The 11,593-nt window shown below is 46.9% G+C and carries 10 protein-coding genes and 1 pseudogene; 5 read left to right on the forward strand and 6 right to left on the reverse strand.

The genetic code is table 11. From position 1 onward, the window contains the following. Positions 1-187: 187 nt before the first annotated feature. The gene (locus tag ACQ4MZ_RS30500; protein WP_430851694.1) at positions 188-1,294 is read right to left on the reverse strand and encodes a FecR family protein; all 1,107 of its coding nucleotides are present in this window, start codon (positions 1,292-1,294) and stop codon (positions 188-190) included. Positions 1,295-1,399: 105 nt separating this feature from the next. Then, the gene (locus ACQ4MZ_RS30505) at positions 1,400-1,945 is read right to left on the reverse strand and encodes an RNA polymerase sigma factor (protein WP_430851696.1); all 546 of its coding nucleotides are present in this window, start codon (positions 1,943-1,945) and stop codon (positions 1,400-1,402) included. Between the two features lie 1,092 nt (positions 1,946-3,037). Between ACQ4MZ_RS30505 and ACQ4MZ_RS30510 the strand changes: the two genes are divergently transcribed. The 4 genes from ACQ4MZ_RS30510 to ACQ4MZ_RS30525 all read left to right on the forward strand — a co-directional run bounded on the left by ACQ4MZ_RS30510 (position 3,038) and on the right by ACQ4MZ_RS30525 (position 6,329). Further along, positions 3,038-3,277 carry a hypothetical protein gene (locus ACQ4MZ_RS30510; RefSeq protein WP_430851698.1) on the forward strand — a complete coding sequence of 80 codons (240 nt, stop codon included), beginning with the start codon at positions 3,038-3,040 and terminating at the stop codon, positions 3,275-3,277. 250 nt (positions 3,278-3,527) lie between these two features. Beyond that, complete coding sequence (locus ACQ4MZ_RS30515; protein WP_430851700.1) at positions 3,528-4,529, forward strand: Fic family protein; 1,002 nt, start codon at positions 3,528-3,530, stop codon at positions 4,527-4,529. Between the two features lie 351 nt (positions 4,530-4,880). Continuing rightward, complete coding sequence (locus ACQ4MZ_RS30520) at positions 4,881-5,321, forward strand: hypothetical protein (RefSeq protein WP_430851702.1); 441 nt, start codon at positions 4,881-4,883, stop codon at positions 5,319-5,321. Between the two features lie 555 nt (positions 5,322-5,876). Beyond that, entirely contained in the window at positions 5,877-6,329 is a 453-nt protein-coding gene (locus ACQ4MZ_RS30525; protein WP_430851704.1) for an SRPBCC family protein, read from the forward strand. Between the two features lie 175 nt (positions 6,330-6,504). Here ACQ4MZ_RS30525 and ACQ4MZ_RS30530 read toward each other — a convergent pair whose 3' ends face one another. The 3 genes and pseudogenes from ACQ4MZ_RS30530 to ACQ4MZ_RS30540 form a co-directional block, all read right to left on the reverse strand. Beyond that, positions 6,505-7,854 (reverse strand): ATP-binding protein, encoded by a 1,350-nt coding sequence (locus tag ACQ4MZ_RS30530; RefSeq protein ID WP_430851706.1) that lies wholly within the window; start codon positions 7,852-7,854, stop codon positions 6,505-6,507. 123 nt (positions 7,855-7,977) lie between these two features. Continuing rightward, positions 7,978-8,076, reverse strand: a pseudogene (locus ACQ4MZ_RS30535) (two-component regulator propeller domain-containing protein); the annotation flags it as partial. A 715-nt stretch (positions 8,077-8,791) separates the two neighbouring features. Then, a complete protein-coding gene (locus ACQ4MZ_RS30540) occupies positions 8,792-8,995 on the reverse strand; it encodes a transposase family protein (protein WP_430851708.1) in 204 nt (67 codons plus the stop codon). Positions 8,996-9,415: 420 nt separating this feature from the next. Between ACQ4MZ_RS30540 and ACQ4MZ_RS30545 the strand changes: the two genes are divergently transcribed. Next, positions 9,416-10,030: a hypothetical protein gene (locus ACQ4MZ_RS30545; RefSeq protein WP_430851710.1), complete on the forward strand. Its 615-nt coding sequence runs from the start codon at positions 9,416-9,418 to the stop codon at positions 10,028-10,030. A gap of 157 nt (positions 10,031-10,187) precedes the next feature. On the opposite strand, the gene ACQ4MZ_RS30550 is transcribed toward ACQ4MZ_RS30545, so the two are convergent. Further along, a complete protein-coding gene (locus ACQ4MZ_RS30550) occupies positions 10,188-10,352 on the reverse strand; it encodes a hypothetical protein (RefSeq protein ID WP_430851712.1) in 165 nt (54 codons plus the stop codon). Between the last annotated feature and the right edge of the window lie 1,241 nt (positions 10,353-11,593).

An 11,593-nucleotide genomic window follows, 5' to 3' on the forward strand; every position in this document is an offset into this window, starting at 1 on the left:
TGTTTCATACTTTTGGACGTTTTTGTTCGTGTTGGTCAAAAATTCGGGCAAAAACTTCCCGCCGGTCCAGCAGACCGTTCATCGGGACAACCGGCCAACGATGGAGCAAGCATCGTTGGCTTTTTAGCAATGAGATTAAGTATTCTATTGAAGCATAGGCAGGGTTAGGGTTAGGGTGTAAATGGGTTTAGTTGACTTTGCATCCGCCGGAGTTGATAATAATCTGCGCTTCCACGATCTCGTAATCCGCGTCAATAGATCGGCAGATGATATCCAGTTTCTCCTGAAGGGTTTCACGGGCCAGATCGGCCGTAAGAGCGCAATGTTCGAGCATTTCCCTGCTGTATACGATATCGACCCCATAAGCCCTGGCGATATCGTCAAGGACTTTTGCCGCCGGCTGCTCGTCGTAAATGAAGCTTGCTTCGCCTGAGTCTATTATCGATGGGTTGCTCACCAGCGCTTTGTTGAACTGACCGGTCTGCCGTATGAACACCACCTGCTGGTTGGGAACAAGCAATACGCCCGAATGGGTGGAGGCGGTCGTATTGCTGGTTTTTTCTTTGCGTTCGTATACCGACACCTGTCCACTGACGACGCTGACCGTCACCTCGCGATCGTGCTCGAATGCGCTTACTTCGAACTTCGTGCCGAGCACTTTGGTTACTACCTCCCCGGAATATACGAGAAACGGTTTGCCGGGATTTCGCGTAACGTCGAACACGGCCCGACCCGAGAGCCAGGTAGGGCGGCTGTGGGTTCCGTAGTCTTTCGGAAAGCTGATCCGGCTGCCGGGAGAGAGCGTTACCTTACTGCTATCGGGCAGTATGAATGTTTGCGGGGTCCCGCTATCATTGACCCGCTCAATCATCGCTCCGGATATCCTGGCGAGCTGCTCTGCATACGGGCTCCGGCTTCCGCGGGATTTTCCCAGGAACCAGAAACTGCCGGCGGCCAATGCGATTACAATGGATGCAGCGGCCACTATTCGGGCGAAAGGGATTGTTCTCGTGCGTCCCGCCTGGCTGTTGATGCGGTTCGTAGCCTGAATGCGGGCGAGCAGTTCGGCTTCGACTTCTTCGGACACGTAGGTGCGGGCATAGTCGCTCAGGCCGAGCGTGACGGCTTCGAGGAGGCGACGGGCCTCCTGCCATTCCGGTTCCTTGGCCGGATGCGCTGTGAGCCAGTCGCTCCAGAATTGTTCCGAATCAGCATCTGGTTTGGAATAATGTGACAAAAACCGCTCATCAATAGCAAAGTCGACGGTCCCGAAGGCGGAGTAATCTGGATTCACAGGTTTTTGGCGATTGTTTGTCAGTAGATAACAATGTCTTGCGAATCATACTCGGAGGAAAACGAAAATTTTTTTGTTTTTAAAAAAGGCAATATTAAATACGGTCTATTGGAGCCAGCCGCGCAATTTTTCCAGTGCCCGGAACACGAGATTCTGCGCCGACTGCCGGTTGACGGAGAGCATTTCACCGATTTCGCCATAGTCGAGATTTTCTACGAAGCGGAGGCGGATGGCCTCTTGCTGGCGGTGTGGCAGCAGGTCTATGAGCTTGCCTATACGTTCGGTACGGTTTCTGGATTCTTCATTCAAAATCAGGAGGTCTTCGGCGGACGGCTCCGGCCAGAGCTCGTCAAACTCCTGCTGAGAGAAGCCCATGTAGGCTTTTTCTTTCCGGCTGAGCAAGTGTAGCATTCTGGTTTTAAGTGCTTTTAAAAGATAATGCCGCACGTTCTCCGGAACCGAAAGCCGGGCCCGGCGAATCCAGATTTCTGTAAAGACGTCGTGAATGCAGTCGAGAACGAAGGCCTCCGAAACAGATACCAGGCTCAGTCCGTAGCGGTACATAGCCCGCAGATGCTGACGGTACAGACCGGTGTACGCGTCTTCATCTCCTTCCTGAAAAGCCCTCCAAAGTTCCTGTTCGCTGTTCATGTTATGGTGCAGTATCCGGTAATACGGGCTGATGCTGCGGATTGACTATGCGGGTGGTCATAGTTTACCGTCAGCTCGGGGCGAAATGTCGCAATTTATCGGCACTTTGCGGGTTGAAACCAGGGAATTAATTTTAGTTTATAGTCACGAACAATTTTAATTTTTATTATGATTTCGACTTTACGGCTTTCCTAGCCGATAATAGATGGGCTTTGCCGATCCTGCATCATCTTTCCGCAGCGTCCGACTGCTGTTTGGCAGTATCTTCCGCTACCTGCCCGGAGACAATATTGCCTCTACGATATTCATGATTACGTCGGTCTGCTCGCGGCCGCAATCTTTGCACAGCTGCCTAAAATTCCGGAAATTCAGTCAGATAGCCATCTTGTTGGACTGGGCTGTAGCGATTAGGATATCGGTGCAATTGAGATAAATGGCCGGAAACTCGTCAAAGGTGAAGCTGCGTTTAAGCTTCCCTTTCTGGTTTAACTACCTTGACTAAGTCTTTAAGTGCATTTACCGCCTAAATCCTCTGTAAATAAATTATGCGATCGACTTAAATATGCTACTAGTGAAGAAGATGTAAACGATGCATACACTAAAGCGCTGGGCCTCAATGGATATTCAAAAAACCTTATCGACATCCAAGCGAGAAAGATTTGCTTCAAAGCGCAGCACAATCCAGCTATGAAATGTTCACCCAATTAATGCGCCATGTTCAAGATGCATTGAATCATCATACGTGTATGGCTTAGTCACCGGTTTTCGGGACTTTACCTTCGTACGCCGATGTCGAATGCGCGGCCAGGGAGGGGCAATCAGTTTTCATATTTATTCTTTGATGAGACAAATGTAGGTCTTTTGTGCAGACAGTTTGTAATTAAGGGGAGGTCAAAGCGGGGCTCTTTTCAGACGTCCTGTCTAATCGGTGATTTAGCTATTTTACAGCAGAAAGCTACTTACTTAATACAATTACCCGCCCGTCAAATCATTTTACCGCAAGCTGGAATCTATGGATTTATTGTTTTTACAGCATGAATAAGGAAATTTATTAAATTTACCATGACGAGAAACGATTTTACAGCATAGTATATGGCTATTAAAGCGGCCGGAGCATTGTGGCTTCGGGATTATTTTAATCTCCGGGAGCATCAGATCACCCACAAGTCATATATCGGAAGCCGTGATCGTATTGAATTGGCAGCTAATGGCGATGTCATCCAAACCTTCGGCCCCAAATATGCCCCCGAAGCAGATTCGCCAATGGCGCATCTTGAATTTGCCCTTAAGTACGACGATCTGAGCCTACCGTGCTGTATTCGAGAAAATTGACGCCAGTCAGTTAGTTGCCTTCATCCATTCCCGACCATCAGGGAAATATACCCGAAAGATCGGCTTTCTATACGAATGGCTGACGAACCGGGAAGTGGAGCGATCTTTGCCGGTTTCAGGGAATTATGTCGACCTTCTCGAAGAGGAAAAATACATAACAGGGAAGGTCATAAAAAATGCAAGATGGCGGATCAATGACAACCTGTTGGGCGACCGGAATTTTTGCCCGATAATCAGGAAAACAGCAGCGTTGCAACAAGCGCTGAACCTGGACCTGACAGCTGAGATCGAACGGCTGAAAACAGAGTATTCCGCTCAAATATTTCACCGTGCAGCGCAATACCTGTACCGAAAGGAGACGAAATCTTCCTACGAAATAGAGCGGGAAAGTCCACCATCGGATAGAATGGACCGCTTTATCGCCCTGCTAAGCAAGGTAGGGACAGTCCCGGCAGATCAAACCCTGAGCGAAGCGTATTTGACAGTTTTGCAAAATGCGATAGTGGATGAGCGCTTTGCAGTCCAAAAGTACCGGGATTTTCAGAATTACATTGGGCAGACGACTTTACAGTACGGCGAGATCTACCATTATATCTGCCCGCCACCTGGTCTGGTAACGTCGATGATGTCCGGTCTGAAGGAAACCGAAAGGAAATCGGAAGGGAACCATGCGATTCTCAGGGCAGCGATGATCGCTTTTGGGTTTGTATTTATTCATCCATTCGAAGATGGAAACGGCAGGCTCCACCGCTTTCTGATTCATGATATACTTGCAAGGGACGGTGTTGTTCAGAAAGGATTGATCATACCCGTATCTGCTCGGATGATCCATCGGATACAAGACTACGATGCTGCGCTCGAGACTTTTTCGAGACCTTTAATGAGACGGGTGCGCTATCAGTCCTCCTCAGACGGACAAGTCAGTATCACCAATACATCCGAGGTAGAAGCATACTTCCGGTATCCGGATCTCACTTATCAATGTATCTATTTGTCAAAGGTAATCAGCGAAGCAATTTCTTTGGATATGTCTGATGAGCTCAGCTTCCTTCAGAAATATGATGAGTTGAAAGCAACGATCCAAAACAGGATCGATATGCCTGATAGGGACCTGGATCAACTTATTATTTTTTTGTATCAGAACAAGGGAGTGTTTCCCAACCGGCGAAAAAGCAACTTCCCAAAACTGTATGAGGAAGAATTCTCCCTGATCCAGCAGATCTACAAAGAGATTTTTCAGCAACAAAGCTAGTTAGGGCGGATGGGCTCTTCTACTGGACACGCTTTTGGATTCGGTGGCAGATGACTATCGTTAGAATACTGTGCCTAACCGTTCCAATACGCTTTGGTCAGACCACCGGGCGCTCGTATATCCCATTAGGTTCACACTTCGTTTATCTTATCGGTTATCCTGGGATGCCTATTCCCGGAAAATTGTCGGCTGGCACCTAGACAGAACCACGCAGGAGCAGGGATCGGTGCAGGCTTTGGACATGGCCCTTTTCCAGAACGAACCCCTCGCAACCACTGATCTATTCTCATCACTCCGGCGACCCGGTCCGATCGCGGCGTGCAGCGCTGTTCCTGGAAATACGCCAACCGCTTGAGAAATGAAAACGTGGCCATCAGAATGGCTGAAAGCGGCGATCCAACGGGGTCGCCCGGTGACGAAAACGCGATGGTCGAACGTATGTTGCGAACTCTAAAAGAGGATTTTAGGCTAGGAGTTTTTCTTTCTTATTCAGCGGCAAGCACTTCCGTCGAACGAGCCATTCATGCCTGCAATAACCTTCGCAGCACGCCTCAATTGGCTATCTCATTCCCAACCAGGCGCATCGATGATCAGTCCACTCTCCTCGCGACTTCGCTCTGCCGAAGGTGGCTTAGGCTGTTGCTCTTCTTTCATGTAACTGCTGATGCGTTTTTCCAGCAGCCCGTTGGTCAGACAGTGGCGCGTGCTACTCCCGCGATACATATTGGTAAAGAAAATCAGTTTAACCTCATTCAATGCATTTTTCTTTCTGAACGAGGCTTGAAGCCATAAAACCGGTTGATGACATAAATTCCCCCACCAATGACAAGCTAATCGAAAGGATACGCATACCCAATTTTCCATCAGAGAGAGTTAGGTAATTTTAACCTTCCCATGACATGCTCAGCCAGATCTGGTGGACGGGTATAATTCCTGCGTTTTGTGTGGAAACTCCGGGGAATCCTACCTCGGAACCAGCGGCGTCTGTCGGCAGATGTACGTGGCACCGTATTTTTCACATTGGGCGGCGTTTGATGAGTAGAGGCTTATAGCTCCCTAAGCAGCCGTCAAAATTTCGACAAGTTGGTAATCATCATTCTTCAATACCAAATTTGACAGGGTTCTCAAAGCCGCAACCGTTACTACTACTGCTGTTGCCTGTCTCTGCTTACAAGTGGTGTGCCGTAAACAACCCCCGCAATTGTCGCAAACTCCCTCCCTCAGGCCTATACTTTATTGTCATCTTTGTGCTGTTGTAATTACCGTAAAAGCTCAGTGGAGCAGTACCACTTTAAAAAACGGGCGCCACCGAAAAGCCAGAAGAGTAGGGCCTTAAAACACAATCACATGTCAACAAACAGCGTTTCTTTGCACAGGGTTATCAAGGCATCCCCTGAAAAAATCTACAAGGCATTTACACAGGACCTGGCCTTGGCTTCATGGCTTCCGCCATACGGCTTTCTTTGCACTGTTCATGAATTGAATGCAGAGCCCGGTGGTTCGTTCAGGATGTCCTTTCATAATTTTTCTACCGGCAACAGCCATTCATTCGGTGGCAAATACCTTGAAGTCAAACCGAACGAACTGCTCAGGTATACAGATAAATTCGATGACCCGAACCTGCCGGGTGAAATGGTTACATCCGTTTGGCTAACGAAAACTTTGGTTGGTACAGAGCTCAAAATCTTGCAGGAAGGAATCCCGGCCGCAATACCAGCCGAAATGTGTTACCTGGGCTGGCAGGAGTCCCTGGAAAAACTTACGAAGCTGGTTGAGCCCAACATACCAGACGCTGGCTGAGCACCAACCATAATGCTATTGCCTGGCAATGGATTTTGTCTAATTGATTCTTATTATTGAAGGGCTGCTGCCACTGTGACCGTGGCCCCTTCAATAATAAGAATCAGAAGTGTGTTCTGGTACCTATGCGGTATTCGCAGGTGCGACTGAAAGAAAACTGCCGTAGCTCACGGTTTCAGGATACGCCTTTGTTAAGACGGACTGTAAAGACGGAACCGCCCGGACGGGTGTTAGTAGCCGGAGTGCTTTGAACAGTTAAGGTGCCGCCGTGCTGCTCGACAATCTTTTTTGAAAGGGACAGGCCTATACTGAACCCGCTGTTTTTGCTTCCGAGCTCGTTTACCTGGAAGAAATTGACAAACAGGCTTTTGAGATTCTCGGGCGCGATCCCTTTCCCGTTGTCTTTGACCCGGATGTCAACAAAACCTTCTCCGGAAGCTGCAGAAAGTTCAATTTTGCCTTCACGCGGGGTGAATTTAAAAGCATTGACAAGCAGGTTAAAGATTACTTTCTCCAATTGGTCGGGATCAAAAGGTACCAAGATTTTCTCCTGGTTCGCCGTAAATTCAAATGTTATTTCATTGGCTTGGGAAGGCTGGGTGAAAGAGCCAAAAATGTCCGGGAGGAAGGATACCAGCTCGTTTTCTTTCACCTGAGGGAAAAGAGCGCTAACCTCCGCTTTTCTAAAATCCAGGAGCTCATTTACAAGCCGCAAAAGTCTTTCACCATTGGATTTTACGGAGGTAAGGCCAGAGCGTGTTTTTGACTCATCGTAGTTTTTAGAAAGGATCATCTCGACAGGCCCCAATATTAACATGATGTGGGTCCTGACTTCGTGTGCGATGTTTGAGAAAAAGTCGAGTTTTGCCTGATACAATGCATGCTCATATCGTAGCATGGTACGCAGCCAGAAGAAGCGTACAATAAAAAAAATGAAAGCAGTCAACAGGAGAGTATAAAGTGTGTAAGCCCACCACGTTCTGTACCAGGGTGGAAGTACCGTGATTTTAACCAACTGTTTTTCTTTTTCCAATGGATTTGCGTCAAAGCCGGTCCGGACCCGGAAGAAATAAGACCCGTCAGGCAAATTGGAGTAGCGCGCTGATTTGATAGTTGATCGGGCGCTCCAGCTCTTATCAAACCCTTCAAGAAGATAGGAATACATTACCTGCCTGGGCATGATGAACTCCGGTGTTACAAAGTCGATAGTCAGGTCCGCTGGGTCATTGGGAATGCTTATTTCCCGGATATCGTCCCCATCTCTGCCGGTGATCAAATCGGGGAAGGCCTCTATGGGTTTCCCGCGGATGAGAATGTGGGTGAGTTGCGGCGAAAGCTTTCGTTGACGGGTAGCAAGTTGGAAGGGATTGAACAAATAGAATCCTTCATTTCCTCCAAAGGCCATATCCCTGGTCCTGAGCCTGAGGGCCGCATTCCGGCTGAACTTGGGGAACGGCGTTCCATCGTATTCTGAAAGTATCTTGATTTTTTTGGTCGCAGGGTCGAGCCTGGAAATACCGTTCATCGTGGAAATCCAGATTTTTCCATCGGGGCCGGGTATAAGGCCCACGATATTGTCATCACAAAGCCCGTGAGCCTTGGTGTAGCGAATAGAGCGTCTCTTTTTATTGCCTACTAATAGAAGTCCACCCGATGTCCCGATCCAAAGTTGCCCGAGGGAATCGCGATAGATCGCGTTAGACTGGGCGCCAATCCGGTTAAAGCTGAATGCAACGAATTGAATTATTTCGCTTCATTTGATCAACAACGCCACGAATTACTCCAATTCGGTGTCTTGATATTTGGCAACACTATTTTCTGTTGAAAAGAGGAGGAGACATTTGACCTTTCAAAATAGTGTTGGATCAGCTTGCAACAAATATGTAAAATCTCCAGGTAAATGAAACTAGGTTTATTACTGTTATCTCGGTAGTTATCTATCACTGGTTCGCGTTGCAAAATAGCTTGAATATCGCCGAAAATGGACCGATCGGGTAACTATATATATATTATTAGCGGCTTTCTAATATCCGTATAATATTAACAACAGAACACTGATCAATCTTTTCTCTCATTTCAAGTTGTCGTGGTCCCATAAAAAGCTTAAAAATTCTTGAAACATGATGTATTCTTTTTCTATTTAAAATAGATACCAAATAAAAGATATATCTACTATCCCTCCGCAACAATTCATGAATAAGGTGACGGAATTTATAAAAAGCCTAAAAATACGGTCACAGCTGCTGCTGTTTATTGGTGCGATATTTCTCGGATTTGTGCTATCATGGTTCTTAGACGGCAGAGAGGCATGGATATCATTTACAATCGTGCTTATTCTGCTGCTCTTAATAGTAAGAGTCATGTTATTCATCACCGATGAGTACGAAGAGGACTAAGATTGAACTGAAAAACGCCCAGGGCCGCGACACAGCGAGGCGTCGGGCATAAGGCTTAAAACCAGATTACATGATCTGGGTAAACACTTTTCGAGGGCAGCTGGCCAAAAAGCAGAAAAATTTACGAAGGCGTACCAAGAGCTTAACCTGTTTACCATTCATCGATAAATCGGCCAACTTGCGGTGATAGAAACTATGTGTGCGACTGGTTGACATCTGACAAACCGGGCAGGTTCCTACTGTACTGGTCTCCAACAATCCGATAGACACAGTTTCCTGAGTGACTTCTTGGCTACGAACTATGATCCATACCCGCTCAACCCGAAAACTTACGAATCCACCTAAAGTGACGCTGAACCCCTTTGATCAGGAACATTGGCGTACTTTCGCAGAAATATCTAAGTACTATTGCAGTTGTTTTCACATAGCCTGATTGTAATGCTAAAATAGAGGATTTCATGGCTGAATCTCAGTACGGCTCGGTTTGCGTGAAAAAGTCTCCACAGATTTGCTGGCAAGTGATTTCGTGATTGCAAAGTAGAGAAAAAGCGGCAAGTCGAACCTGCTTTAAATACTTCGGATAGAGCTGTCAGGCTATTTGTGGGAAAGAAAGCGGTGACTGGCATGTTTATTTTTGGCAGCTGCTACGTTTCAGGGCCCGGTTCGGAGTCCCTTAAAATATCCCGAGAGATGGATGAAAAGAACTACACGGGGGCCATTCCCGGACAACAGAAAGGAGATATGATCACAGCCGAAAGCACCTGCACATTCGTCGAGCAGAAAGAAGCGATCGGCTTTTTCAATTTGGCTAAATCACGATTGCTGCACGTAAACGGCTGGCAGGAGCGGGCTGGTAAGGCGCTGGCCAGATTTACGCTTACCGACGCGGACGGGCAACCAGTATCGGGCGCGGCGCGGGAGGGGTTGCTGATTTGTATTGATATACCCGGTCCCGGAGGCGAGGAAGCCGGCGGGTACGATTGGGTAAAAATAGAAGAAATTAAAGAGGCGGATTGCGGGGATGTTCAGAGTGTAGCCCTCCGCGTGAGGCCCGTGGCGGCCCCGCATTCGAGCGATGCGGAGCCGACCCACTTTTACGCCCAGACTTCCACCAGTACTTTCACCGTTACGCGCGAACACGCTCGTGTAACCGCGGCCGTGTATGACCGCAACATTGAGCCTAATACAGAAACCGACTCGATGATCGACAAAGTCCGCAATACAATTGTCGGATTTTTCGCTGAAACAGCGTTTTCCAAGCTGCAATGGCAATCGCTCACCGACGGACTTATGAAATTGAGCTAAAATTCCGGCCATTCATCGTCCGCAGGAGAGGGCAGAGACCATACATTATGGTATAAAATTCCGCCTCTGCCTGTGTTGTGCCGCGTCTTTTTAACTTCTGATCTCTTTTCGCATGAATTGCCCGTGTCGTGGCATCACTTAACTCCCTGAGCCAACATCAACCAACACAGACGGAACAGCCTGCAAGGACCACGAGAATGCCCCAACGGATTGTGAAAGTGGCAATATGTAATCCAAAAAGGACAGCCCAGGTAGTCGCGTAGTAATAGAGATATTCAGCGCGCCCAATGCGCCCGTCAAAGGAGAATGGTTTTTTGAACATGGTCTGATAAAAGGGTTTATATTAGCACAATGTAACTAAGTGTAGCGAAAAGCAATGGCTATTTATCGAGGTAGTCTGTTGGGCGCCTGCGTTGCTGATTTCACTCACGTGTCCCCAGGTTTCCGGCATTTGTTACCGGTTTAAAAATCGGTTTAGTTTAAGCCCCTAACGGGGGTATTAAGCTTAAACCCTAAACGAGTTCGATCGCACTCTTTCCATTTACGATGGCAACATCAAGCGTCAGCTTTGAAATATCGATTCCAACAAAAAAATGCGGCATCATATGTAACCCTTGATATATTTTTTAGAAGGTCCAGTATTACAAGATACAATCCGGGCTATCAGATCAGCGAACAAGAAGTTCATTTAATCTCTACGCGGGTCTTCGGCCTGTTGGAATTAGCCGAAATGGTTTTCGAAGAACGAATGAGTGCAATTCGAATTTAGCGGGAGAGGTGATTACATGACTTTTTAAGTTGCTCAGATTGCTGAAAAGAGTCACTAAAAGATGCGATCAGTGCAAACGAAAGTTACAAAGCAAAAAATGACGGTTGCAAGCCTGCACTTCGTCATCCGGCTTTTTAGCTGATCCACGATGAGGCTAATACAATGTCATGATCATCGACGAGCCTTCAATTTTGGTATTTCTCACAGATTTGCTTCATACCGGCTATTCCTCTTGTTTTGTTTACTGACATAAAACCCGTTTCCAAGCTTAGCGACGAAATACTCTTTTTGCTTGTTCCCCCTTCGGGGACGACCGTTCGGCTAATTGTACCCAATAAATAGATGGAAGCTTTCGTCGATGAATTTATAATCATTTGTCGAACAAATACCATTAACTCGTCTAAAATTCTCGGTCTGCAATAGCCTGGCATATTGCATTCGGATCGGGAATTACTACAATTGTTAAGTTTTCAACCGTTTGGATCAGTTCAAAATACACGTCTTCATAAGTAAAAAAAGTGCCTGAATTTGAAGGAATTCGACATTTCTAAGACTTTTAATACAATTAATTAAAGAAAATATTAGAAATACTTGTTTTGTCCTCAAATAAAAAAGTAATTTGTAACCGAATACAACCTCTATCATACCACATCCTTCCTTAATGAGAATTTCTCTACTTCCTATTGTGATAGTGCCTTGTGCACTGCCGATTAATAATTATGGGTGCCAGCGCGCAGGCGTAAATTATTTGCCGGTTATCAGATACAATTCAAAAGGGGCATTTATAGCCCGCA

Source organism: Dyadobacter sp. BHUBP1 (genome assembly GCF_050587785.1).
Classification (GTDB): Bacteria; Bacteroidota; Bacteroidia; order Cytophagales; family Spirosomataceae; genus Dyadobacter.

What these genes read in the sequence shown, in the direction of transcription:
- ACQ4MZ_RS30505 (WP_430851696.1), bottom strand. Translation starts at nt 1,945, where the DNA reads ATGAACAGCGAACAGGAACTTTGGAGGGCTTTTCAGGAAGGAGATGAA.
- ACQ4MZ_RS30510 (WP_430851698.1), top strand. Translation starts at nt 3,038, where the DNA reads ATGGCTATTAAAGCGGCCGGAGCATTGTGGCTTCGGGATTATTTTAAT.
- ACQ4MZ_RS30525 (WP_430851704.1), top strand. Translation starts at nt 5,877, where the DNA reads ATGTCAACAAACAGCGTTTCTTTGCACAGGGTTATCAAGGCATCCCCT.
- ACQ4MZ_RS30530 (WP_430851706.1), bottom strand. Translation starts at nt 7,854, where the DNA reads ATGAACGGTATTTCCAGGCTCGACCCTGCGACCAAAAAAATCAAGATA.
- ACQ4MZ_RS30545 (WP_430851710.1), top strand. Translation starts at nt 9,416, where the DNA reads ATGGATGAAAAGAACTACACGGGGGCCATTCCCGGACAACAGAAAGGA.
- ACQ4MZ_RS30550 (WP_430851712.1), bottom strand. Translation starts at nt 10,352, where the DNA reads ATGTTCAAAAAACCATTCTCCTTTGACGGGCGCATTGGGCGCGCTGAA.